The organism is Actinokineospora auranticolor, assembly GCF_002934265.1.
Lineage (GTDB): Bacteria > Actinomycetota > Actinomycetes > Mycobacteriales > Pseudonocardiaceae > Actinokineospora > Actinokineospora auranticolor.
Window position 1 is genome coordinate 56,361 of record NZ_PTIX01000015.1, and the last position, 23,598, is coordinate 79,958.

The 23,598-nt window shown below is 73.5% G+C and carries 20 protein-coding genes; 15 read left to right on the forward strand and 5 right to left on the reverse strand.

From position 1 onward, the window contains the following. Nucleotides 1-6: 6 nt before the first annotated feature. A complete protein-coding gene (locus tag CLV40_RS24280) occupies nt 7-2,055 on the forward strand; it encodes an ATP-binding protein (protein WP_181043707.1) in 2,049 nt (682 codons plus the stop codon). Between the two features lie 161 nt (nt 2,056-2,216). Here CLV40_RS24280 and CLV40_RS24285 read toward each other — a convergent pair whose 3' ends face one another. Next, nucleotides 2,217-2,795 carry a helix-turn-helix domain-containing protein gene (locus CLV40_RS24285; RefSeq protein WP_374066383.1) on the reverse strand — a complete coding sequence of 193 codons (579 nt, stop codon included), beginning with the start codon at nt 2,793-2,795 and terminating at the stop codon, nt 2,217-2,219. A 57-nt stretch (nt 2,796-2,852) separates the two neighbouring features. Here CLV40_RS24285 and CLV40_RS24290 point away from each other — a divergent pair, with 57 nt between their 5' ends. The 3 genes from CLV40_RS24290 (at nt 2,853) to CLV40_RS24300 (ending at nt 5,188) form a co-directional block, all read left to right on the forward strand. Further along, nucleotides 2,853-3,335 (forward strand): DinB family protein, encoded by a 483-nt coding sequence (locus CLV40_RS24290; RefSeq protein ID WP_104481304.1) that lies wholly within the window; start codon nt 2,853-2,855, stop codon nt 3,333-3,335. A gap of 66 nt (nt 3,336-3,401) precedes the next feature. Beyond that, entirely contained in the window at nt 3,402-3,992 is a 591-nt protein-coding gene (locus CLV40_RS24295; protein WP_181043708.1) for a TetR/AcrR family transcriptional regulator, read from the forward strand. Then, complete coding sequence (locus CLV40_RS24300; protein WP_104481397.1) at nt 3,992-5,188, forward strand: FAD-dependent oxidoreductase; 1,197 nt, start codon at nt 3,992-3,994, stop codon at nt 5,186-5,188. Before CLV40_RS24295 ends, CLV40_RS24300 begins: the two co-directional genes overlap by 1 nt. A gap of 8 nt (nt 5,189-5,196) precedes the next feature. Here CLV40_RS24300 and CLV40_RS24305 read toward each other — a convergent pair whose 3' ends face one another. The 3 genes from CLV40_RS24305 to CLV40_RS24315 all read right to left on the reverse strand — a co-directional run bounded on the left by CLV40_RS24305 (nt 5,197) and on the right by CLV40_RS24315 (nt 7,086). Beyond that, on the reverse strand, nt 5,197-5,619 hold the full coding sequence (locus CLV40_RS24305) for a hypothetical protein (protein ID WP_104481305.1): 423 nt from the start codon (nt 5,617-5,619) through the stop codon (nt 5,197-5,199). Between the two features lie 196 nt (nt 5,620-5,815). Next, nucleotides 5,816-6,493 (reverse strand): SRPBCC family protein, encoded by a 678-nt coding sequence (locus tag CLV40_RS24310; protein WP_104481306.1) that lies wholly within the window; start codon nt 6,491-6,493, stop codon nt 5,816-5,818. Further along, nucleotides 6,490-7,086, reverse strand: a complete 597-nt coding sequence (locus tag CLV40_RS24315; RefSeq protein ID WP_104481307.1) for a helix-turn-helix domain-containing protein — start codon at nt 7,084-7,086, stop codon at nt 6,490-6,492. The genes CLV40_RS24310 and CLV40_RS24315 overlap by 4 nt, the downstream gene beginning before the upstream one ends. Nucleotides 7,087-7,403: 317 nt before the next feature. Here CLV40_RS24315 and CLV40_RS24320 point away from each other — a divergent pair, with 317 nt between their 5' ends. The 4 genes from CLV40_RS24320 (at nt 7,404) to CLV40_RS24330 (ending at nt 10,390) form a co-directional block, all read left to right on the forward strand. Next, nucleotides 7,404-7,688, forward strand: coding sequence for a hypothetical protein (locus CLV40_RS24320; RefSeq protein WP_104481308.1), 285 nt, complete (start codon nt 7,404-7,406; stop codon nt 7,686-7,688). A 290-nt stretch (nt 7,689-7,978) separates the two neighbouring features. After that, on the forward strand, nt 7,979-8,992 hold the full coding sequence (locus CLV40_RS24325; protein WP_146108216.1) for a hypothetical protein: 1,014 nt from the start codon (nt 7,979-7,981) through the stop codon (nt 8,990-8,992). Further along, on the forward strand, nt 8,989-9,711 hold the full coding sequence (locus CLV40_RS37420; RefSeq protein ID WP_146108217.1) for a hypothetical protein: 723 nt from the start codon (nt 8,989-8,991) through the stop codon (nt 9,709-9,711). The genes CLV40_RS24325 and CLV40_RS37420 overlap by 4 nt, the downstream gene beginning before the upstream one ends. Then, complete coding sequence (locus CLV40_RS24330; RefSeq protein ID WP_104481310.1) at nt 9,599-10,390, forward strand: hypothetical protein; 792 nt, start codon at nt 9,599-9,601, stop codon at nt 10,388-10,390. The genes CLV40_RS37420 and CLV40_RS24330 overlap by 113 nt, the downstream gene beginning before the upstream one ends. Nucleotides 10,391-10,415: 25 nt before the next feature. Here CLV40_RS24330 and CLV40_RS24335 read toward each other — a convergent pair whose 3' ends face one another. Further along, nucleotides 10,416-11,546 (reverse strand): GNAT family N-acetyltransferase, encoded by a 1,131-nt coding sequence (locus CLV40_RS24335; protein ID WP_146108218.1) that lies wholly within the window; start codon nt 11,544-11,546, stop codon nt 10,416-10,418. A 360-nt stretch (nt 11,547-11,906) separates the two neighbouring features. Here CLV40_RS24335 and CLV40_RS24340 point away from each other — a divergent pair, with 360 nt between their 5' ends. From CLV40_RS24340 to CLV40_RS24370, 7 genes are read left to right on the forward strand one after another with little or no spacing between them, the layout of a single operon-like run. Further along, complete coding sequence (locus CLV40_RS24340) at nt 11,907-12,956, forward strand: radical SAM protein (protein WP_104481312.1); 1,050 nt, start codon at nt 11,907-11,909, stop codon at nt 12,954-12,956. Continuing rightward, the gene (locus CLV40_RS24345; RefSeq protein WP_104481313.1) at nt 12,953-13,594 is read left to right on the forward strand and encodes a nucleoside deaminase; all 642 of its coding nucleotides are present in this window, start codon (nt 12,953-12,955) and stop codon (nt 13,592-13,594) included. Before CLV40_RS24340 ends, CLV40_RS24345 begins: the two co-directional genes overlap by 4 nt. 31 nt (nt 13,595-13,625) lie before the next feature. Continuing rightward, nucleotides 13,626-14,333, forward strand: coding sequence for a YqcI/YcgG family protein (locus CLV40_RS24350; RefSeq protein ID WP_104481314.1), 708 nt, complete (start codon nt 13,626-13,628; stop codon nt 14,331-14,333). Then, the gene (locus CLV40_RS24355) at nt 14,330-15,508 is read left to right on the forward strand and encodes a LamG domain-containing protein (protein ID WP_104481315.1); all 1,179 of its coding nucleotides are present in this window, start codon (nt 14,330-14,332) and stop codon (nt 15,506-15,508) included. Before CLV40_RS24350 ends, CLV40_RS24355 begins: the two co-directional genes overlap by 4 nt. 28 nt (nt 15,509-15,536) lie before the next feature. Continuing rightward, the gene (locus CLV40_RS24360; protein WP_104481316.1) at nt 15,537-17,105 is read left to right on the forward strand and encodes a carbamoyltransferase C-terminal domain-containing protein; all 1,569 of its coding nucleotides are present in this window, start codon (nt 15,537-15,539) and stop codon (nt 17,103-17,105) included. After that, nucleotides 17,102-20,179 (forward strand): non-ribosomal peptide synthetase, encoded by a 3,078-nt coding sequence (locus CLV40_RS24365; protein ID WP_104481317.1) that lies wholly within the window; start codon nt 17,102-17,104, stop codon nt 20,177-20,179. The genes CLV40_RS24360 and CLV40_RS24365 overlap by 4 nt, the downstream gene beginning before the upstream one ends. After that, nucleotides 20,176-23,580 carry an AMP-binding protein gene (locus CLV40_RS24370; RefSeq protein WP_104481318.1) on the forward strand — a complete coding sequence of 1,135 codons (3,405 nt, stop codon included), beginning with the start codon at nt 20,176-20,178 and terminating at the stop codon, nt 23,578-23,580. The genes CLV40_RS24365 and CLV40_RS24370 overlap by 4 nt, the downstream gene beginning before the upstream one ends. Nucleotides 23,581-23,598 lie beyond the last annotated feature (18 nt).

Sequence of the window (23,598 nt, forward strand, 5' to 3'; positions counted from 1 at the left end):
AGCAATGTGGTCACGGGGCACGCGGGCGCGGTCCTGCAGGTGGGATCCGTGGTGCGGGCGCGGGAGGTGAACGTGTGGTCGGGGGCGCGGATCCCGGTGCCCCGGCAGCTGCCACCGGACACCCCGGCCTTCACCGGCCGCGACTGGGAGTTGCGCACACTGGACTCCGCCTTGGCCGACGGGACCAGGCTGTGCGTGGTGACCGGTCCGCCCGGGGTGGGCAAGACGGCGTTGGCGGTGCGGTGGGCGCACCGGGTCGAGCACCGCTACCCCGACGGGCAGCTCGTGGTGAACCTGCGCGGCTTCGACCGCGACGGCAGGCCGTTGCCGCCCGCGTCCGCGTTGGACGACTTCCTCCTCGCCCTCGACGTCCCACCCGGACGGATCCCGGTGGACCTCGACGCCAAGGCCGGGCTGTTCCGGTCGCTGGTGGCCGAGCGGCGCGTGCTGGTGCTGCTGGACAACGCCCGGGACTCGGCCCAGGTGCGGCCGTTGCTGCCCGGCGCGCCGGGGTGCGCGGTGGTCGTGACCGGTCGCAACGTGCTGTCCGGACTGCTCACCGAGGACGGTGCCGCGTTGGTCCGGGTGCGACCCCTCACCCGCGCGGGCGGCGCGCGCATGCTGGCCGCCGCCGTGCCCGGCGCGGACTCCGACACGGCGCTGTCCCGCCTGGTGGACCTGTGCGCCGGGCTTCCGTTGGCGTTGCGCATTGTCTCCCAGCGCTTAGTCTCCGACCCGCACACGGCGCTCGCCGATCTCGCCGACGAGCTCGGGAACTCCCGCACGCGCCTGGCCGGGTTCGAGGTCGACGAGGAGTCCGTGGCGATCCGCGCGGTGTTCTCCTGGTCCTACGACATCCTCCCGCCGGACGCCGCCCGGCTCTTCCGCGCCGCGGGCCGCCACCCGGGTCCGCACTTCAGCCTGGACACCGCCGCCGCGTACGCCGACCTGCCTCTCCCGCGCGCCCGCCGGGCCATGGCCACCCTCACCGCCGCGCACCTGGTCGAGACCACCGGGCGGGACCGGCACCAGTTCCACGACCTGCTCCGCTGCTACGCCGAGGACCGCGCCGCCACCGAGGCACCGGCGCGCCGCCGGGCCTCCGTCCGCAGGGCGGTCACCGGGTACCTGGCCGCCGCGGAGGCGGCGTCCCGGTTCGTGCGGCCGGTGCGGCCCCCGCTGAGCACCGAGCCGGGGCGGGAGTTCTCCGACTACGACGACGCGGTGGCCTGGTTGGACGGTGAGCGCCCGAACTTCCTGCCGGTGGTGCGGATGGCCGCGCGGGAGGGGCTGCCGGAGCTGGGTTGGCGGCTGGCGGGCGCGCTGTGGCCGTACTTCGACCTGCGCAAGCCGTGGGAGGAGTGGACCGCGCTGCTGCGGGTGGGCCTGGCGTGCGCGCTGACCGCCGGGGACCGGTTCGGTGAGGGCCTGATGCGCCACGACCTCGCCTTCGGGTTCCGCCACCGCGGCGAACCGGCCGAGGCGGTGGTGGAACTGGAGCACGCGCTGGCGGCGTTCCGCGCGGTGGACGGGACCTGGGGCATCGGGTCCTGCCTGAACTGGCTGGGCGACCTGCGGCGGGCGCTGCGCCAGTTCGAGCCCGCGCTGGAGTCGTGCGAGCGCGCGCTGGGGGAGTGGCGGCTGGCGGGGGACCTGGTGGGGGAGACGTGGGCGCTGCGGAACCTGGGACTGATCTACCGGGACCTGGGTGACGACGAACGGGCGCTGGCCGCGTTCGCCCGCGCCCGCGAGTTGTTCGAGCAGCGGTCCGACTCCCGGGGGCTGGCGTCGGTGCTGCGCAACGAGGGGATCATCCTGCGCCGGACGGGGGAGTTGGCGCGATCCCGGGAGACCCTGGAACGCGCGCTGGCGATCCACCGGGCGCGCAACGACGAGTGGAACGAGGCGTGCTCGCTGGAGCGGCTGGGGGAGACCAGGTACGCGACGGGGGACACGGACGCGGCGGTGGCGGCGTGGCGGCGGGCACTGGAGATCTTCGAGAAGTTCCACGACCACCGCGCCACCCGGGTACGACTGCTCCTAAGTGGACAGTAGCGCGGTCGGTGCGCGCCGCCGAGGTTGAGCGTCACCACGCCCGCCACGATCAGCGCCACCCCGACGACCTCGAACGCGATGGCCAAGGCCAGGTAGACGAACGCGGCCAGGGCCGCACCTCCAACACTCGGGACGGATGGGACGGCGCCGACCGGCTCGGGCTACCTGGGGCGGGCGCGCACGTGGGCGCGCTCGCCCTGCGGTCCGAAGAGCACCAGCGTCTCCACGGCGCGGCCGTCGGCCGAACCGAGCCAGTGCGGCAGGGCGGTGTCGAACTCGGCGGCCTCGCCGGTCGCCAGCACCAGGTCGCGGTCGCCGATGACCAGGCGCAGTCGGCCGGTGAGGACGTAGACCCACTCGTAGCCGCCGTGGGTCTGCGGGGTCGGCTCGGCGGGCTCCGCGCGCTCGGGGATGACCACCTTGAACGCCTGGAGGCCCCCGGCGCGGCGGGTGAGCGGGATGAACGTCATCCCGTGCCGGTAGATCGGTCGCAGGTGGATCCGCGGATCCCCGACCCGCGGCGCGCCGACCAGGTCGTCGAGCGGCACGCCGTAGGTGCGGGCCAGTGGCAGCAGCAGCTCCAGCGTCGGCTTGCGGCCACCGCTCTCCAGGCGCGACAGGGTGCTCTCCGAGATCGCCGTCGCGGCGGACAGGTCGGCGAGGGTGAGGCCGCGTTGCCCGCGCAGCGCCCTCAGCCGGGGGCCGACCGCGGCCAGTACGTCGTCGTCCATGCCGCCCATCTTGCCGGGGTGGCAAGTTTTCGTGCTCTTCCGGCCAGGTGGGGCGAGAGTGGGGCGATGACCACACGAGACATGGGCCCGCCCGGCACCGGTACCCGGGAGAAGGACGTGCTGACCGCCTTCCTCGACTACCTCCGCGCCGCCGTGGCCGCGAAGGCCGAAGGCGTCCCCGAACCGCACGTCCGCGCGCCCGGCGTCCCCTCCGGCACCAGCCTGCTCGGCCTGGTCAAACACCTCACCCAGGTAGAGGCCCACTGGCTGCTGAGCGAACCCGTCCGGGACTGGCAGGCGGGCCACCACCCCGGTCCGGACGAGACCGCGGCGTCCGTGCTCGCCGCCTACCGCGCGACGATCGAGCGGGCCAACGCCGAGATCGCCCGCTGGTCCACCCTCGACGACCCGAGCCCGCCGCGCCGGGGCAGGCGGGGCGTCTCGCCCTCCCGCCGCTGGACGCTGGTCCACCTCATCGAGGAGACCGCCCGGCACGCGGGCCACGCCGACATCCTCCGCGAGCTGCACGACGGCGCGACCGGCCGCTGACCCCGCGTGCTACTGTTTGGGCAATCGCCCAAGGCGAGTGACCTGGGCGATCGACCAGGAGTGGTGATGGCGGGTGTGACCGCGGCGGACCGCGGGCGTGAGGTGCGGCAGCGGCTGGTGGCGGCGGCGACCGAGTTGATCGTCGAACGGGGGTGGAGCGCGGTCAGCACCCGGGTGCTGGCGGAGCGGGCCGCGGTCGCCCCGGGGCTGGTGCACTACCACTTCTCGTCCCTGCGGTCGTTGCTGACCGAGGCGGCCGTGGCGGCGATGCGCGAGGCCGCTCAGGTCGTGGACCCACTGTTGGCGCGGGCGGGCACGCCCGAGGACGCGGTCGACCTGCTCGTGGGCGCCTTCGCGGAGTACACCGGGGACGAACCGGTCTCGCTGCTGTTCACCGAGACCTACCTGGCCGCCACCCGCGACGAGGAGTTGCGGCGCGCGGTCGCGGGCGTGGCGGCCGAGGTCGGCGACCGGCTCGCGGTGTGGCTGGGGGAACGCGGCGTCGCCGATCCGGGGCCCACGGCGGCGGTGTTGATCGCCGCGATCGACGGACTCCTGTTGCACCGCGCGCTGAACCCGTCGTTGACCGCCGACGCCGTGGCGCCCGTGCTGCGCAGGTTGTGCGCCGGCCCGGAGCCGAGGAGGAGTGGGCCGTGATGAGGGTTGTGATCTGCGGGGCCGGGATCGCCGGTCTGACGTTGGCCGAGCGGTTGGCCACGCGTGGCTGGGACGTCCTGGTGGTGGAGAAGGCGCCGCGGCCCCGCGAGCAGGGGTACATGATCGACTTCTTCGGGGTGGGCTACGACGCCGCCGAGGCGATGGGACTGCTGCCGAGGTTGGCGGAACTGGGATACCGCGTGCGCGAGGCGGCCTACCTGGACGAGTCCGGGCGGCGGCGGACGGGGATCAGCTTCGCGCGGTTCGCCTCGGCGCTCGACCAGCGGTTGCTCAGCATCATGCGGCCGGACCTGGAACGCGCTCTGCGCGAACACCTCCCGGAGCGGGTGGAAACGCGCTACGCCACCACAGTTGCGCGCGTGACCGACGAGCGCAGTGCCGTGCGGGTGGGGTTGAGCGACGGCACCGAGGTCGAGGCGCACCTGCTCGTCGGCGCCGACGGCATCCACTCCGCGGTGCGCCGACTCGTGTTCGGGCCGGAAAACCCCTTGCGGTACTTGGGTTTTCACACCGCCGCGTTCACCTTCGACGCCCCGGACATCCGCGACCGGGTCGCGGACCGGTTCTGCCTGACCGACACCAGCGACCGCCAGATGGGCTTCTACGGCCTGCGTGACGGCCGCGTCGCCGCCTTCGCCGTGCACCGCGCCGCCGAACCGGGCTCGCCCGCCGACCCGCGAGCCGAGTTGCTCCGCGAATACCGCGATCTGGGCTGGGTCGTGCCCCGCGCGCTGGCGGCCTGCCCGCCCAACGACCAGATCTACTACGACCAGGTCGCCCAGGTGGACCTGCCCGCCTGGCACCGGGGCCGGGTCGTGCTCGTCGGTGACGCCTGCGCCGCGGTGTCCCTGCTGGCGGGTCAAGGCGCTTCGCTGGGCATGGGCGGGGCGTACGTCCTGGCCGGGGAGCTGGCGGCGCTGGACTCGCTGGACTCGCTCGACTCAGTGGGCTCGCCGGACTCGATCGGCGCGGCGCTGGCGGGTTACGAACGCCGCTGGCGTCCCGTGATCACCGAGAAGCAACGGGTCGCCCGCGCCACCGCCCGCTGGTTCCTGCCCCGCTCCCGGACCGAGTTGTGGGTCCGCCGCGCCGCGCTGGGCCTGGCCCGGCTCCCGGTCGCCGACCGGCTCCTGGCGACCGGCCTGGCGGGCAAACCCGCGCGCCTCAACGCCTGACGCGGCGCCTAGCGCCTGGGCCGGTTCGGCCAGGTGCCCTGACCGTGCACGGACAGCCAGCGCTGCCACTCGTAGCCCTTGAGCGCCGCGCTCGGCAGCCCGCGGACGCGCTTGACCTCGATGGCGGCGTCGAGCACGGCCAGGGCATCGGGGGTGTCCACCCGCTGGCCGAACAGCTCGACGACCAGGCACCCGGCGCCGTAGGTCGCGAACTCGCTGCCGTCCTCGGTGACCAGGGCGCGCAGGTCGGCGATGAACGCGTCGCGGTCGTGCGCCTCGCCGTCGTGGAACGGTGCGACGCAACGGGTCTGGACGTCGACCGCGTCCAGACCGGAGCCCGGGGAGTCGAACTCGTACCGCCCCAGGTACTCCAGCCGCCGGACCATGTCCGGCGGGAACCGCGGTTTGTGCTTGCGCCCTAACCACCCCATGCCGGGGAACTCCTCTCGTCGGGCGATTGTCCCGGGGGTGGGATCGCCCTGGGTGAGATGAGCATTACCGGAGGTCGTTAATCCGCCGGCTCGGTCCACCTCGGATCGGCCGGATGGCCGAACGGGACAGCGAGACCATGACTGTCCATTGTGTACTCAAAACGGCGGAGGTGAACCGGGTTCGCCTCCGTGGCGGTCAACGCGGTTCCGCCTCGCTTTCGGACCACCACGCCGCCCAGCGGGTGTCGAGCGCGTCGAACGCGGCACCGTCGAGGTCGTACGTGCTCAGCACGGCGGTCGGATCGGCTCCGATGCCCTCGACGACGAGCAGCCCCTCACCCCAGGAGTCGACGGTGAGACCGAGTTGGCGTTCGGTGCGGAACCACACCTCGCCCTCGACCCGTTCGCCCGCCAGGGTCGCGCGGTAGCGGCTGCCGGGCGGGCCGGTGAGCGAGTCCAAGCCGAGTCGTTCGACGGCGGAGGCGTTGTCGTTGCGGAACACGGTTCGGCGCCGGGCGGTGGGACGGCGTTCGAGGGTGAAGCGCAGTTGGTGCAGGAAGGTCGTCCAGCCCTCGGTGATCTGGTCGTAGTAGGCGTCCCAGTTCGGGTCGCCGCTCAGCGGGGCGCGGGTGAGGGTGACGCGCGCCCCGCCTTCCGTCTCGTGCACCTGGAAGCGGTCGCCGCCGTGGGCGACGAGGGTGCGGGTCTCGGCGTCCTCGGTGACGCCGGTGAAGTAGATCGCGTCGATCTCGGCGTCGAGGTCGGCGGTGTCCCAGCCGTGCCACTGGCCGATGACGTCCTTGTCCCGCAGTGCCCGCCAGGTGGCGTCGGCGGTGGCGGCCACCGTGACCACGATCCGGGGCGTCTCGCTCATCGGTCGTCCTCTTGTCGTCGGGGTGTGGTCGCGGGGTGGCCGCCCACGATGACGCGGTACTCCCGGCCGTCGCGGCCCTCGTAGCGGGACGCGATCTCGCGCAGCGCGGCGGTGAGTTCGTCGGTGAAGCCGTGCACGTCGGCCGGGGCGGCGAAGCGGACCTCGGCCTCGATGGTGAAGGTCAGCAGGTGCTTGCCCCGCTCGTCGGCGCGAACCCGCAGGCCCGCCACCTCCCGCACGGTCGCGGCGGCCACCTCGACCAGGTGCTCGGCGGCGTACTGGTCCTGGACCAGGCAGGCGGGCGGGTCGTCGTCGCGCAGCACCGTCGGGTCGACCACCAGCGCGCCGGGCCGGGCGCGCAGGATCCGCTCCACGCACCCCCGCCGCTTGCGCTCCTCGACCAGTTCGACCAGCCCGGCGGACTCCAGGGCCCGCAGGTGGTAGTTCACCCGCTGCCTCGGCAAGCCGAGCGCGGCGGCCAACTGGCTGGCCGAGGCCGGTTCGCGCAGCTTGACCAGCAGTTGCCTGCGCAACGGGGGCAGCGCGACGGCCACCCGGTCGACCTCGTCGAGGTAGTTGATCCCGCCCGTCACGCGCCCATGTTCCATTTGACAGTTCGATTTGTCAAATGACGTCGTCGAGTACCCGGTTCGCGTGAAGGGGACCCGTGTGGGGGATATGCACTGGCGGACTAGGACCGGTCTGACCCGCCCGTGGGGGACCGCTGAAAGGGTGGCAAGCGGCGCTGCGGCGACGGAGTGTAGAGCGGATGGGGTGTCCTTGTCCCGCGTGGACGGTTGCGGGTGGGGAGTGCCTTGGCAGCTGTGTCGGTGCCGAGCCCGCCCGGTGGCCCGCGGCGGGGTCAGGATGAGTCATCGCCACCAACCGCACCGACCTGAAGGAGTCCGCGATGACCGAGAACGAGATGATCGCCCTGCAGGACGTGGCCGACGGCGCGGTGCTGTTCCACAACGGTCTGTGGGGCGGCCCGATGGGCTTCCGCTGGGCCGACTACAGCGGTGCCGCCGCGGGCGAGCTGGCGGGCTGGGAGGCCGACGCCGTGCTGTCGCTGGTGCGCCGCGGCCTGGTCGTCATCGAGTCGCTCTCGGTCGCCGGGCGCGACGCCCGCGTCGTGGTGACCGCCGCGGGCGCCATGCTGGTCGACCGCTCCCTGCTCACCCTCGCCGCCGCCTGAGCCACCGGGGGTAACGCCACCGCCGCGGTCCGCGATCTTCCCGGGCACGGGAGGAGTCCACGGGCGAACGGGGCGGTAGGCGCTGGTCGAGGTCCACAACCAGGCCGGTGACCTGACCAACAGCACCCAGGTCGGCGTCCTCAACGGCGACCTCGTCATCGGATCCCGCCCGCACCACTGGGACTACCGCACCCTGCGCGACCTGGCGCCCGCGGACTTCACCGGGCGCGACGACGAAACCGCGTCCCGCGCACTGCCGGGACACCCGGGGCAGGCGCCTGGTCCTGGTGGTGGACGGCCTGGACGAGGAGTCCGGCACCGGCCGGACCGGCATCGCCCACCTGCTCCCCGCGCGGCCCCGCGACGGCCTGCGGATCATCGTGTCCTCCCGCCCGCACCGCCCCCGCCCCGAGGCGATCAGCCGGGACCTCACCCACCCGCTGTGCGACCCCCGGGTCGTGCGCGAGCTGACCAGGTCGCCGGACGCGGCCCAGCGCGAGAGCGAGGTGGCCGACGTGATCAACGGCCACGCCGACCTGCGCGCCTGGGCCGAGGACTGGCGGTCGCGGGACTGGCCCGAGGACACCCCCGAATACCTGCTCGGCCGCTACTTCGCCCTGCTCGAATCCCTCGGCGACGTCGACGGAGTGCTGCACCACGCCACCAGCACCGCCCGGCACGACCGCATGTACGAGCTGACCGGTAGCGACACGGCCGCCCTGGCCGAGGTCGCCACCGCGCAGCGGATCCTCCTCGAACAGCCCGACCCGTCCGTCGAGACGCTGTTCTCCCTGGCCGTGCACCGGCTCGACCTGGCGGGCCGGAGCGCGGACGTGCCGCCCGGGTTGGTCGCGGTGTGGGCGCGCCTCGGCTACGCCGCGCGGGCGCGCGGGCCGGCCACCGGGCTGTCCGACCCCCGCGCGCGGATCACCGCGCTCGCCGCCGCCCTGCGGCACACCGCCGCCGACGCGGACGCCCAGCGACTGCGCGCGGACGCCGAGGCGGCCGTACCCGACATCGCCGACCCGCGCGCCCGGATGCACGCCGAGTGCGAGCTGGGCCGCGCCCTGGCGGCCCGGGGTGACTTCGACGGGGCCGAGGAGGTGGCCGCCGCGCTGCACCCGGACCGGCGGACCGACGTGCTCGTCGAGGTGATCCGGGCCGCGTGGGCCAGGGGCGACCGGGACCGGGCCCGCGCCGCGTCCACCGCGGTGACCCAGCCGAAGCGGCACCACCGGCGGGCCGCGCGGCCGAGGCCCGGGCGCTGGTCGGCGCCGCGGCGGAGTTGCTGGGCGAGCCGATGAAGCGGACCCGGCACGTGGAGTCGGTGCGCAACGTGGTCCGCGGCTGGATCCGCTGCGGTGAACCGGACCGGGCCGTCCTGCTGCTGGCCACCGCGCCCCGCGTCGAGGACCTGGCCGACGCGGCGGGGTGGTTGGCGGCCGCCGGGTACGCCGCGCAGGCGGTCGCCATGATCCACCGAGCGGCCGCCCGCGACCACCCGCGCCCGGTGGAGCTGGTCCGCGCCGCGGTACTCGCGGGTGATCACGCGCTGGCGGCGGGAATCGCGGCGCGCGGGGAGATCGACGTGCCGGTGGAGTTCGAGCTGGCGCGCGGGGAAGAGCGGGTCGCCGTCGCCGCGCGGTCGCCGGACCCGGCCTGGCAGGAGGCCGCGCTGGCCGATCTCGCGCGGGAGTCGGCCGACGCGGGCGACCACACCGGCGCGCTGCGGATCGCCCGGGCGTCGAGCCTGCCCGCCGGACGGGCCCGGTTGCTCACCGGTCTGGCGGACTCGGCGACGGACCCGGTCGTCGCCGTCCGGTTCGCCCGCGCGGGCCGCCCTGGCCAACGACAGCGAACCGGAGCGGGCCGAGGCCACCGCCCACGACATCGACTACCCGTACTACCGCGTGCGCGCCCTCGCCGCCCTGCTGCACGGTCTCGGCGACGACCAGGTGCGCGGCAGGCGGATCCTCGCGCTGGCTCGCGTGGCGCTGCCGGAGGTCGACCTCGACTGGCGTAGCCAGGCGCACGCGTTCGTCGTCGAGGCCGCCGTGCGCGCCCTGGGCAGGCAGGCCGCCGGTCCGGTGGTGAAGCAGGCCCAGGTCTTCATCGCCGACGTGGTCGACCACGCGGACCCGGACAAGCAGGCCCAACTCCTCGACACCCTGGCCCTCGCCGTGGCCCGCACCGGGTGGTATCAGCGCGCCACCGCGCCGGCCAAGGCGATCGAGGACCCCCACCACCGGATCCGCGCCCTCTGCCGCGTGGCCATCACCGCCGCCGACCACGGCGACCACACCACGGCAGCCACCATCACCGCCGCCGCCGAGACCGCCGCGACACCGCTGCGCCCCCAGGACCTCCGGGTCCGCTGCCTGCGCCACGTCGTCGACGCCTGCACCGCCTGCCACGACCGCCGGGGTCGGTCCGCGCGCCACCGGGCCGAGCGCGCGGCGCTCTCGATCAAGGACGGTTTGCACCGCCGCGCGGTCACGGCCATCCTCACGACCTCCGCCGCGCTCACCGTCCCCACGAGCCCCTTCGCCACGAGGTCCGGGGACCCGGCCGCGACCGAGCCCCCGTCCCGCGACACCGTGATCGCGCGACTCACCACCGGCGACTGGGTCTCGGCCCTGGTCCCACTCGCCCGCGTCGACCCCGACGCGTTCCGCGCGATCGCCGCGCGGCTGACGACCTGACCGGCCTTTGGGGCTCCCGCGCGATTCATGGAGTGCGTAACCACTCCTCGCTGCCGTGCGCCCATACCAGGTCCTCGTTGGGTAGTTCGGCGCGCAATTCGCTCGCGCGACGCCGGTTGTGCTCGGTGGTCGTTCCGACGTCCCATGCCTCGGCCCGGGTCGGCACCGCCCACAGTGGACGAACGCGGGCGCCGCGCCTGGCCTTGGCGTGGGTGGACCCGGAACCGACGTGGAGCGCGGTGGCGCCGCGCTGGTACGCGTCCCGGATGGGTTCGTAGAAGAGGAGTTGGAAGTATTCTCCGACGTGCGGCGCGTTGGCGTAATCGAATCCCGCCACGCGCATGTAGTCGGTGGTGCCTTCGGCGTAGGCCAGGGAGAACCCGATGACCTGCCGCCGTTCGTCGCGGCAGAGGTAGACCTGCCCGGTGTCGGCGGCGGCCCCGTTGAGTTTGTCCAGCCACTCGGCCATGTCCTCGGGCGTGGCCTCCTTGTCGTACTTGCGCATGGTTTGGGCGAGGAGCCAACCGCACCGCTCGTGGCAGGTGGAGAGGCGGGTTCGCTCGACCGTGAGGCCCGACCTCGTGATGCCGCGCAGATCCCGGCGGACCGCCTCGCGCCGCGACCGGGAGAGGCCGCCGAGGTAGTCGTCGAAACCGGCACCGGGGAGGTCGACGACGCATTCGCCCCAGGCGTGCAGGCGGGGGACGACACCCGCGCGCTCGGCGATCGTGGCGGCGTGTTCGCTCGTCGTGTAGAGCCACCAGCCGAGACCGGCGCTGTGCTCCTCGGTGATCCGGTCGACGGCGTCGAGCAAGAGGGGCAGCGGGGCCGCCGCGCCGCCCAAGGGGGCGCTGAGGTAGCCGTTGGTGCCGCCGATCAGGGTCACGGGTGTGGCGTCGGGGCGGGTGATGTCGGGGAACAGGCGGTGGGGGTGGTAGTCGGCGCGGCTGGGGCGGTCGAGCGCGAAGACCGCGACGGCGGCGACAAGTCGGTCGCCGGAGCGAACGCACACGTGGTACGCATGCGCGTTCGGCTCCAGCGCCCGCTGGAACGCCAGCCAGCGGGTGCCCGCGTAGAACGACTCCCGCCCGGCCAAAGCATCCCACTCGGCGTGATCCGGCCGGTCCACCACCTCGACGCGCAAGTCCTCCGGCATGCGGATCCACACCCCTCCAAGCGATGCGTCCTCGGCGGCGCCCAGCGTAGTACCGGGGACAGGCTTCCCCGTGCGAACTCTCGAGCGACCTCCCATTGCGCCGGTCGCATTACCGACCGACCGACTCCGAGTGACCGTGCGTGAACAATTGGCGCAGACGGGCGGTTTCGTGATCGAACTCCCGGAACCCGTGCGACACTCGGAAGTGCCGTGCGGGAGGAGGTGGGCACTCGACTCCACACCCCGGACGCAGGCCGGAATGCAATTGCAGGAAAGCGCTTTCGCTTTCCCTGCCCGCGCGGACACCACCCTTGATCCGGTCTGGTGAGCGCCGAAATCAGGTGAAGGGACCACGACCGCATGAGCCTCCCGCTCGACGAACACCTCGGCGCGCTGTACCGGGCCTACGGTCCACCGAAGGCGATGGGAGACTCGGCACCCGCGCACGACCGGCCGCACTTCTTCCTGCACCGCAACTTCCTCGGCGAACAGGACCTCGCGATCCTGTTCAACACCAAGCGTTGCCGGTACCAGTGCAAGTTCTGCGCGCTGCCGTTCAAGTCCTCCCGCGACTGGGTGCCCGCCGAGCAGGTGCGCGCGCAGTTCCGCCACGTGCTGGACGAGGACCGGCACGCGCTGGGCGTGCTGGAGCGGATCACCATCGCCAACGAGGGCTCGGTCTTCGACGAGACCACCTTCCCGCCGGAGGCGTTGACCGACATCACCACCGCGGTGCGCAAGCTCCCGAGGGTGCGCAAGATCGTGCTGGAGACCAGGTTGGAGTTCGCGCGCGCCGACCGGCTCCGGCAGATCGCGCGCGACAGCGGCAAGACGCTCGACATCCTGACCGGCTTCGAGACCCTCGACGAGGACCTGCGCGAACGCGTGCTGGGCAAGCGCGAACCACTCGAGTCGTTCCTGCGCGGACTGGACGAGGTGGCCGAGGCGGGCTGCGAGCTGACCGCGTACGTGCTCTTCAAACCCGACCCGGAGATGACCGACGAGCAGGCCTGGACCGAGGCCGAGAAGGCGATCGACTACCTGCACGAGCACTGCGCGAGCAGGCGCGTCCCGCTGACCATCCGGATCAACCCCATGTACGTGGCCCACGGCACCCAGTGGGCGGCCCGCGCGCAACGCCTGCCGGACTACAAACCCCCGAGGCTCTCGGACATCGTCGCCATGGCCGAGCGCAAGCGCGAAGAGGGGATCGCGGTGTACCTCGGGCTGACCTCCGAGGGTCTGTCCGATGAGGACAAAACCTACCGGGCCAGGGAGGATTTCACCCGGGGCCTGCTCAAGCGCGCCATCGTCATGAACGGCGACGGTTCGGTGCGCCCCGGCCACCACCTGCTCCCGCTGATCGCCGAGCCCCGGACCGCCACCGATCTGACCATGGAACACAAGTGACACCGGCGGTCCGCGAAGCCTGGGCCCGAGGACGCGCGCTCCTCGACGACCTGCGCCCCACCGGGGACCTGGTGGCCGGATTGGCCGAACGGCTCGCCGACACCGAGGGCCTGCCCGGCCCCGAGGACGCGTTCGCCTGGCTGTCCTGCGTGTTGGGGCTGGTGTCGGCCAACGAGGGCAACTACGGCGTCGGCGCCGTGGTCCTGCGCGACGGCGAGATCGTCGCCGAGGGCCGCAACCGGTTGCTCCAACCGCGCCGGGACACCTCGGCGCACGCGGAATCCGACGCCCTGGACACCTTCGAGGCCCGCTTCCCCGACTCCGACCCCGGGTCCGGGTCCGGAGTCGGAGTCGGAGTCGGCACTACCCTGTACACCTCGCTCGAATGCTGTCCTATGTGTACGGTCCGCTTGCTCAACTCCGGTATCCGCGCCGTCCGCTACCTCGCGCCGGACGAGGACGGGGGCATGCTGTCCAGGATGGCGGGCCTGCCACCGTACTGGCGGCGCCTCGCCGCGGGGCGCACGCCCCGGCAGACCTTCGAACCCGCCGCCTGCCACCCGGTGCTCGGCGAGATCGCGGCCGACGTGTTCGCCACGACCGAGGCGTGGCTCAACGAACGCCTCGTCCGCTCATGACCGGACCGGTTCGCCGAGACAAGGACCCCGCGTGACGAACCCCACCACGAGCCCACCCGACAGCCAGTCCCCACCACCCCCGGACCAGGCGCCGTGCCTGGCGCGGTTCGACCCCGTGCGCACGGGCACGCACTGCGTCTACGCCCCGGCGTCGCGGCTGTGGGGCGCCCCGGACTACGACCGGGACCGGACGCCGGAGGAGAACCTCGCCGGTGCCGTGCCCCTGCTGTGCGACTTCATCGACCACACCTACGCGGACAACCTCGACGGCTTCGTCGTGGAACTGGCCGGGGAGCGCTTCGGCGCGAGCGTGCGGGCACTGGCCCAGACCACGCACGCCGTGCTGCGCTTCCTCAGCGACCACGATCCGGCCGACAGCCGGTGCCTCTACGGCGAGATCGAGCGGGTGTCGTGGTGCTTCGCTTTCGGCGGCGAGGAGTTCTTCGTCAACACCTTCGCGCCGTGCTACCCGTCCGCGCACTCCCGCTACGGGTTCGGCATCGACCGCACCTACCTGCTGATCCAGCCGCGGCCGTCGTTCACCCGGGTGCTGCGGCCGGGGGAGACCGTGCTGCCCCCGCCCGTCCGGGAGAAGGTCCGCCGCGACTACGCGGACAACGGCCGCGGCTACGACCCCCGAGCGAGCTACTGCCCGTACGAGGCCTGGCGCATCGTCCGCCCCCTCGACGTCGACGCGCCCGCCGTGCGGTGGTGGGAGACACCGGCGGTGTTCCCGTGAGCCCGACCTGGGCCGTGGCCGCCGAATCCGACCTCGCGGCACTGGCCGTCGACGCGCGGGTGACCGCCGAGGTGCGCCTTCGTCCGCACACCTCGGTCGTGCCCGTGGTGGAGTACCGGTCCGCGCGCGGTCGGTACGGGTTGCTGCTCGACCCGGTCGGCGCGCTGCCGTTCCTGCGGGCGAAGCCCCGGCAGTGGGTCATGGCGCAGAACCTCGCGGACTTCCCGCCCCGGGCGTTCACCGCGGTGTTCGACCTGTGCCCGTTGCGGGGCGACGCGGACATCGTGTTGTTCAGCTACGCCGTGCCCGGCGACGGCACCGTCCTCGCGCTGCGCGAACGGCTCGACGGCGGCCTCACGCTCGAGGTCGCGGGCGAGCGGGTGTCCTTCGGCAAGAGCCTCGACTACGCCCAGTGGCAGCGCCTCGCGGTGAGCTGGGACGCCACGACCGGGGAAACCCTGCTGTACCAGGACGACGGCATCGCCAGGGTGACCGCCGAGGCCGAGGGGCGGTCGCCTTCCCCACTTGCTGACCCGATCGCCCGGCAGGTCGTGGCGCGTGGCGCGCGGCTGCCCGGGGGCGGCGCGTTCGCGGTGGGTCAGTACCAGGGGCAGCCGGGCGACCCGGGGCTGTTCGACCTGGGTCGTGGGCTGCGCGGTTCGGTCGCCGAGGTCGACCTGTGGGCCGATGCCGCCGGCCCGACCCGGCGGCCGGAGTGGACCGGCACCCCGACTCCGGGCGCCGTGGCGCGGTGGCGGTTCACCGCCACGGGACTGCGGACCCAGGAGACCCCGGGCGCCGCCACGGCGTACCTGGGCGGGTTCGGGCCCGACGACCTCCGGGACGTCCGCGCCTACCGGGTGATCGTGACCTGGGGCGGCCGGGCCTGGGGCGCGCGCACCCTCCTGCCGGTCGGCGGCGCGCACCGGCTGGAGTGCGCCTCGGCACCGGAGTTGCTCGTCGACGGTCGGCCCGTGCCGCTGGACCCCGTCGACGCGGCGGACCTCGGGCGACCCGAGGTGCCGGGCTTCCGCATCGGACCGCTGCAGGACGTCGCCGAGGTGCGGCTGCACCACGACGGCCGGTTGCACCGGTCGTTCGCCTCGGCCCGGCGGCAGGGCGACCTGCTCCCCGACCTGACCGGCCACGGCCGCCACCTGCTCGTCCGGTCGTGACCGCCCCGCACCCAAGGAGCTGACCACCGTGCTGATCCTGTCGTTCAAGGAGGGCCACGACGGCGCCGTCGTGGCGGTCGAGGACGGGACCCTGCTGTTCTCCCTGGAGGCGGAGAAGGACAACTACCCCCGCTACGACCGGCTCACCGCGGACCTGCTGCTGCGCGCCGCCGACCGCCTGGACCGGCAACCCGACGCGGTCGCCGTCGGCGGCTGGGTCAAGGGCTGGCACTCCGTCGAACCGCCCGCCCACACCGGTTACTTCGGCGTCGGCCCCGGCTCGGTCACCGACCGGCCCGGCCGCTTCCTGGGCAAGCCGACCCGGGTCTTCTCCTCCACCCACGAGCGCTCGCACATCATGACCGCCTACGGACTCGGACCGGTGGCCGCCGGGCAGCCCTGCTACTGCCTGGTGTGGGAGGGCAACATCGGCTCCTTCTACCGCGTCGACGAGACCGGCGCGGTCACCCACCTCGAGCACGTGCTCACCGACCCGGGCAACAAGTACGCCTACCTGTTCGCCCTCGCCGACCCGAGGTTCCCCGACCTGCCCGGCCACTTCCGCTTCCAGGACGCGGGCAAGCAGATGGCGCTCACCGGGTTCGCCGAGCGGGGACCGGTGCTGCCGGAGGAGAAGGAACTCATCGAGTACCTGCTGGACCAGGACGGCATCCTGCTCGCCCTGCCCAAGTCCGAGCTGTCGTGGTCGCCGTTCCACAACGTCGGGGTCCTGTCGCAGGAGTACAAGAACCTGGCGGCGAAGTTCTCCGACGCCATCTTCGGCCGGTTCCACGACTACGCCGCCCGGCACCTCACCGAGGGCCTGCCGCTGCTGCTGTCCGGCGGGTGCGGGCTCAACTGCGAGTGGAACCGGCGCTGGGCGGACTGCGGGCTCTTCGCCGAGGTGTTCGTCCCGCCGTGCCCGAACGACAGCGGCTCGGCGCTCGGCACCGCGATCGACGCGCAACTGCACTACACCGGCTCCGCCCGGGTGGCGTGGGACGCCTACGCGGGGGAGGAGTTCGTGGAAGACGCCGCGTTCGACCCGGTGCGCTACGACGTCCGCCCGCTCGACCACGCCGAGGTGGCCCGGTTCCTGGAGGGGGGCAACGTGATCGGCTGGGCCAGGGGCCGCTACGAGATGGGTCCCCGCGCGCTGGGCGCGCGATCGATCCTGGCCGCGCCGTTCACCAGGGAGACCCACGCGCGGCTCAACACCATCAAGCAGCGCGAGCCCTACCGCCCGATCGCGCCGATCTGCCTGGCGGGCGACGCGGACCGCTGGTTCGCGGGCGGACTGCCCGATCCGTTCATGCTCTACTTCACCGACGTGCGCACCGACGCGCTGAAGGCCGTCACGCACGTGGACGGCACGGCCCGCGTCCAGACCGTCACACCGGAGCAGAACCCCGGGATCGCCCGCCTGCTCACCGAGTTCCGCGCCCTGACCGGCTACAGCGTGCTGTGCAACACCTCCCTCAACTTCTCCGGGCGGGGCTTCATCAACCGCACCAGCGACCTCATCACCTACGGCGAGCAGCACGGCCTCGACGGCTACGTGGTCAACGACCTGTTCGCCACCCGGAAGAGCTCGTGAGCGCGGTAGACCAGCGAACCGCCGCGCGGGTTCTTCAGGGAACCCGGGATCCCCTTTCGCTCGCGGTGGTCTGCGAACGAGGTGGCGTCACCTACCGTGTTACCCACACCGAGCTGCGCGCCCGCGTGCGGCGGTTGGCACACGCCCTCCTGGTCAACGGCGTGCGGCGGGGCGAACCCGTAGCCGTCCTCATGGAACGGTCCGAATGGACGGTCTCCAGTCTGCTCGGGGTGCTTGAGTCGGGTGCGGCCTACTTCCCGCTGAGCACCGAGTACCCGGCGGAACGGCTCGCGCTGCTGCTCGCCGACAGCGGCTGCCGCTTCGCGGTCGTCGACGACACCGGGCGGCGGGCGATCCCGAACGCGGTGACCACGCTGTCCCCGGTGTCCCTGTTGTCTCCGGACCATCCCGACGAGCCAGGGGCACAACGAGCACCGGGTACACCGGAACCTACCGGCCTGGCCGCGTTGCTGTACACCTCCGGGTCGACCGGCACGCCGAAAGGGGTGCTGCTCGAACACGGCGGCCTCGCCAACCTCGTCACCCACCTCCAGGACACGCTCTACGCGCCGCTCGGCGGCCGGACGGTCGAGGCCCTGTCGGCGCCGTTCGTGTTCGACGCGGCCCTCCAACAGGTGCTGTCGTGCGCGGCCAACGGCGGCACCCTCCTCGTCCTCGACGAACACGACCGGCGCGACCCGCACCGGTTCCTCGACCTCGTGGTCCGCCACCGGGTCGGGCTGGTCAACGTCGTCGCCCCGTTCCTGGCCGCGCTCGTCGACGCCGGGCTCGGCACGACCCGCACCGACCTGCGGCACATCGTCACCGGCGGGCAGGCCGTGCCCACCGCCGTGGTCCGGCGGCTGCTCGACCGGAGCGCGGGCGACGCGCTGACCGTGTGGAGCATGTACGGGCCGACCGAGGCCACAGTGGACGCCACCTGTCTGCGCGTCGACCGCGACACGCAGCTCACCGGACCGACGCTGGGACTCGGCACGGCGTTGCCCGGTGTGCGCGTGGACGTCCGCGACGACGGCCTGCGCGTGGTTCCGCCCGGCGTGGCCGGAGAGATCTGCGTCGGGGGCATGGGACTCGCTCGCGGCTACCTGCACCCGGCGCCCGGCTCCGGCTTCACCACCCTCGACGACGATCGGCTGTACCGGACCGGTGACCTGGGGCGGGTCACCCCCGACGGCGGGCTGGAGTTCCTCGGTCGCGTCGACGACCAGGTGAAGGTGCGCGGGTACCGGGTCGAGCCCGGCGAGATCGGCAACGTCCTGGCGGGCTGCCCGGGCGTCACCGAGGTCGCCGTCGTCGCGGTCCCCGACGGCACGGGCGACCTCGACCTCGTCGCCTGCTACGCCGCCGACGCGGACGCAGAAACCCTGCGCGGGCACGCCCGCGCCCACCTCCCGCCGTGGATGGTGCCGTCCCGGTTCCTCCGCCGCGCCACGCTGCCGCACAACGCCAACGGCAAGGTCGACCGAGCCGCGCTGGCCGCCGAGGCGGCCCGGAGCACCGCGGCGCCACCCAGTGCGGACGCGACCGATCTCGGCGTCTTGCTCGGCACCGCGCTGGGCCGCGCCGCCTTGGCGCCGGACGAGGACTTCTTCGCCGCCGGTGGACACAGCCTCAAGGCGTTGCGCCTGGTCAACGGCATCGCCGCGCGCTGGGGCGCGCGCGTTCCGCTGCGCACCGTCTACGACCACCCCACACCCCGGTCCCTCGCCCGAGCGCTGGCTGACCTCGGCGCGCGGGTCGACCACATCCCGCGCGCGGAACCCGCGGCCGACCACCCGCTGTCCCACGCGCAGCAGCGGATGTGGATCCTGCACCAGCTCGGCGGTTCCCTGGCCTACAACGTCCCGGTGGTCATGGACCAGGGGCCGCTCGACCGCGCCGCCCTGGAGACCGCGCTGGCCGTCGTCACGGCCCGCCACGACAGCCTCCGCACCGGGTTCACCGTCCGCGACGGCGAACCCCGCCAGATCGTCCACGAGCGGGTGCGCGTCCCCTTGCGCGTCGTCGACGTGTCCACGGAGGACGACCCGGTCGCGGCGGCCGAGCGACTCGTCCGCGCCGAGGCCGCCAGACCGTTCGACCTCACCGAGGCACCACTGGCCCGGGTCGTGCTCGTCGAACTGTCGTCGTCGCGGTGCAGGTTGGTCATCACGCTGCACCACGTCATCTGCGACGGCTGGTCGATCGTCGTGCTCTCCCGCGACCTCAACGCCGCCTACCGCGCCGCCCGCCGGGGAGAGCGGCCCGCGTTGCCCGACCTGCCGATCGGCTACCGGGACTTCGCGGTGTGGGACCGCGCGCGGGACCTGTCCGCGCGGGCACCGGCGTGGCGGGAACGACTCGCGGGCGTGCCCACCCACCTGCCCCTGCCCGCGGACGGCGACTCGGCGGCGGGCGCGGTGTTCTCCGGCGGTACCTGCGCGTGCACCTTCGACGCGGACCTGTCCGCGCGGGTGCGCGCCTTGGCCGCGCGGTCTGGCCGGACGCCCGCCACCGTGTTCCTCGCCCTGTACGGCTGGCTGCTGCACCGGCTGACGTCCCTGGAGGACATCTGCGTCGGCCTGGGCGGCGCCGCGCGCGTGCACCCCGACCTCGAGCACCTCGTCGGGTTCTTCGTCAACGTCCTGCCCGTCCGCCTGTTCCCGCGCCCGGACCTGGACTTCGACGAGTTCACCGACCAGGTCGCCGCCGCCCTCACCGCCGCGCTGGACCAGCAGGACTGCCCCATCGATGTGGTCGTCCGCGACCTCAACCCGGATCGCGGGTCGGGCACCCAGCCGCTGACCAACGTGATGTTCGCCTACCAGAACTTCGCCGACGTCCTCGGCGCCGAACCCGAGTCGGACGGGCTGTTCCTCGACCAGTCCCGGCTGGTCGAGGTCCCCGTGGACACCGCCAAGTTCGACCTCACGCTCTACGTCCACGACACCGCCGCCGAGTTCCGGGTCGCCTTCGAGTACGACGGCCGCCTGTTCCGGCACGGCACGGTCGAGCGCTACCTCGCCGCCCTGCGGCGGCTTGCCCGAGCCGTCACCAGGGAGGTCTCCGCGTGAAACTGTCCAACATCGCGCTGTGGGAGGACGACAGCGAACCCGGGGCCCGGCCGCCCACCGCCACCGAGTCCCCCGGGGAGCGGACCGCGGGCGCGCTGATCACCGAGCAGGCCGCCGCGACCCCGGACGCGGTGGCCGTGGTCGACGGCGCGGCCCGGCACACCTACGCCGACCTCATCGCCGACGCGGACCGGCTGGCCGGGTTCCTCGCCGAGCACGGCGTCGGGCCCGGCGCGCACGTCGGGGTCCTGCTGCGGCGGTCCTACCGGCTCGTGGTCGCGCTGGTCGCCGTGCTCAAGGCGGGCGGCTCGTACGTGCCGCTCAACCCGGACCTGCCCGACGCCCGGTTGCACTCGCTGGTCCGCGACACCCGTCCGCTGGTCATCGTGTCCGAGCGGGCGTTGACCGGCACCTGCAACGAGCTGTTCTGGAACAGCCCCGACACCGCGGCGAGCCTGTGCGTCGACTCCCCGGACGTGCTGCGCGAGCTGGAACCTGCGGGCACCCGGATGAGCCTGGAGCTGTGGAACTACGTCGCCGACCACGCCGACGACCCGGTCGCGGCCAACGGGTGGCGCAGCCCGTACACCGGCGCGCGGATCAGCGACGAGGCGCTGGACCGGTACGTGCGCGCGACCGCGGGCAAGATCGCCGACTACCTGTCCCCGGACGCGACCATGCTGGAGATCGGCTGCGGCACGGGCACCACGTTGAAGGGCCTCGCGCCGCTGGTGGGCCGGTACGTCGGCATCGACCCGTCGGCCGGGGTGCTGCGCTGGGCGCACCGGGCCCGCGCCGAACACGGGCTGGACAACGTCGCGCTGCACGAACTTGGGGCGCTCAACCTCAACGAGCTGCCCGCCGAGTCGGCGGGGCCGTTCGACGCGGTCGTGTTCAACAGCGTCGTGCAGAGCTTCGGCGGCGTGAACTACCTGCGCGCCGTGCTCGGGGAGGCGATCGGCCGGGTCGGCGCGCGGGGCGTGGTCTACCTCGGGCACGTGTGGGACGCCGCCCGCCGGGAGGGGTTCCTGGCGGAGGTGGCCGCCCGCCACCGGGCCGAGCACGGCGGTCGCCCGCTGTCCGCGGCCGACGCGCTGTTCCTCCCGACCGCCTTCTTCGAGGACCTGCCCCACCACTTCCCGGAGGTCACGCGGGTCGAGGCCGCCCCGATGGCCTTCCACGACGACCACCTCACCGGCTACGCCTACGACGTCCTGCTGCACATCGACCGCACGACACCCCGGGCACCCGCCCGCGTCCACAAGCGCCAGTACGACCGCCGCGCACTCGACACCCGGCCCGCCACGCCGGTGGCGGACCGGCACGACCCGGACGCCACGGCCTACGTGATCCAGACGTCGGGCTCGACCGGGACGCCCAAGAGCGTCGAGGTCGGCATGCGGGGGCTGGTCAACCTGCTCCGGTGGTACCGGGACGCGTGCGAGATGGGTCCGGATACGCGGGTGCTGCAGACCATCACCTGCGGGTTCGACGCCTCCGTCAAGAACTACCTGGCACCGCTGATCTCCGGCGCGAGCGTGGTCCTGGCCCCCGACAGCGCCTACGACCCGCGCGACCTCCTGGCGCTGCTGGAGGCGCAACGGGTGACGGTCCTGAACCCGGGTGTGCCGTCGGCGGTGTACCCGCTGATCGACGTCGCCGCCGCGGCGGGGTTCCGCCCCTTGCGGTCGCTGCGCCACCTCGCGCTCGGCGGTGAGACACCGGACCTCGCGCGGCTGCGGGACTGGGTGGCGTCGGGGGAGTGCCGGGCGACGCTGCTCAACATCTACGGACCCACCGAGGCCACCGACATCAGTTGCGCGGCCGTGATCGACCCGGCGCGGGTGGGCTCGTCCGGGCCGGTCCCGATCGGCCGCCCGATCCCGAACGCCCGCGCCCACGTCCTCGACAGCGAGCTGCGCGAGGTGCCCGTCGGGGTGGTCGGCGAACTGTGGCTGGCCGGGATCGGGCTGGCCAAGGGGTACCTCGGCGACCCGGCGCTGACCGAGGAGAAGTTCGGCACCCGCGCGCCCGCGCTGCCCGGGGAACGGCTCTACCGCACCGGCGACCTGGCCCGGCGGCTGCCCGGCGGCGACCTGGTCGTCAGCGGTCGCGCCGACACCCAGGTCAAACTGCTCGGCCACCGGGTCGAACTGGGTGAGGTCGAACAGTGCCTGCGGTCCCTGCCCGGCGTGCGGGACGCGGCGGGCGCGGTGCGGCCGGTACCGGGCACGGACGAGCTCCGGTTGTGCGGCTACGTGATCCCCGACCCCGGCGCGGCACCGGATCCGCTGAGCCTGCGGGCCGCGCTCGGCCGGTTCCTGCCCGCCGCCGCCGTGCCCGTCGACGTCGTGATCATGGCGGACTGGCCGAGGATGCCCAACGGCAAGCTCGACCGCAACGCCCTGCCCACACCCGAGCAGGTCCGCCGCGCGGCGGCTCGGCCACCGGCGACCGAGACCGAGCGGGTGCTGCTCGACCTGTGGCGCGAGGTGCTGGCCGACGAGAGCGCGTGCCTGGACGACAACTTCTTCGTGGTGGGCGGTCACAGCCTCGGCGCCGCGCTGCTGGCCATCCGCATCCGGGACGTCCTCCGCCGCGAAGTGTCTATCGTGGACGTGTACCGCGCGCAGACCGCCGCCGCGCTGGCGCGGCTGATCGACCGGCGCCCCGCCGCGCACAGCCCGCTGAAGCTGCTGGCCGAGGGTGACGGCGCCGCCACCGTGTACTGCTTCCCACCGATCGCGGGCTACGCGTGGGCCATGGCGGGCTTCGCCCAGCACCTGGGCTTCCGCGTGTACGGCTTCGACTTCCCCGGTGGCGAGGACCCGGCGGCCAGCGCGGCGGACCTCATGACCGCGACCCGCGCGTCGGGGCCCCGATTCCTCGTCGGCTACTCCGCCGGTGGCGTGCTCGCCACCGCCACGGCCGCCGCGCTGCGGGAACGCGGCGAGCGCGTGGACGGGATCGTGGTCCTCGACTCCGAACCGCCCGGCACCCCGGTCCCGATCGGCACCGGCGAGGTTGCGGCGATGGTCCGGGAGGTCCTCGACGACCCGCACCTGACCGCGCACGTCCACCAGACCGGCGCCGACCGGGTCACCGACACCGTCGCCCGCTACGCCCGCTGGCACGCCGCCGCGCGGCCCGCCGGTCGGGTGCCGTGCGACCTGCTGCTGCTGACCGCCGCGGACGGCGACCCGGGGTGGATCGCGGGCTGGCGGGACCTGGTGACCGGGGACTCCCGGGTTCAACCGGCGGTCGGCGGCCACACCGACCTGCTGTCGGGCACCAACGCGGTCGCCAACGCCGACCCGGTCCGCACCTGGCTGGCGCAGCGCAGCACCACCACCGGCCGGGTCCGGATGATCGGACCCGGAATCCCGCAGGTCACCCCCTGAGCCCGCGCGCCAGCCGAG

What these genes read in the sequence shown, in the direction of transcription:
- CLV40_RS24285 (WP_374066383.1), bottom strand. Translation starts at nt 2,795, where the DNA reads ATGGGCGGCATGGACGACGACGTACTGGCCGCGGTCGGCCCCCGGCTG.
- CLV40_RS24290 (WP_104481304.1), top strand. Translation starts at nt 2,853, where the DNA reads ATGACCACACGAGACATGGGCCCGCCCGGCACCGGTACCCGGGAGAAG.
- CLV40_RS24295 (WP_181043708.1), top strand. Translation starts at nt 3,402, where the DNA reads ATGGCGGGTGTGACCGCGGCGGACCGCGGGCGTGAGGTGCGGCAGCGG.
- CLV40_RS24300 (WP_104481397.1), top strand. Translation starts at nt 3,992, where the DNA reads ATGAGGGTTGTGATCTGCGGGGCCGGGATCGCCGGTCTGACGTTGGCC.
- CLV40_RS24305 (WP_104481305.1), bottom strand. Translation starts at nt 5,619, where the DNA reads ATGGGGTGGTTAGGGCGCAAGCACAAACCGCGGTTCCCGCCGGACATG.
- CLV40_RS24310 (WP_104481306.1), bottom strand. Translation starts at nt 6,493, where the DNA reads ATGAGCGAGACGCCCCGGATCGTGGTCACGGTGGCCGCCACCGCCGAC.
- CLV40_RS24320 (WP_104481308.1), top strand. Translation starts at nt 7,404, where the DNA reads ATGACCGAGAACGAGATGATCGCCCTGCAGGACGTGGCCGACGGCGCG.
- CLV40_RS37420 (WP_146108217.1), top strand. Translation starts at nt 8,989, where the DNA reads ATGAAGCGGACCCGGCACGTGGAGTCGGTGCGCAACGTGGTCCGCGGC.
- CLV40_RS24335 (WP_146108218.1), bottom strand. Translation starts at nt 11,546, where the DNA reads ATGCCGGAGGACTTGCGCGTCGAGGTGGTGGACCGGCCGGATCACGCC.
- CLV40_RS24340 (WP_104481312.1), top strand. Translation starts at nt 11,907, where the DNA reads ATGAGCCTCCCGCTCGACGAACACCTCGGCGCGCTGTACCGGGCCTAC.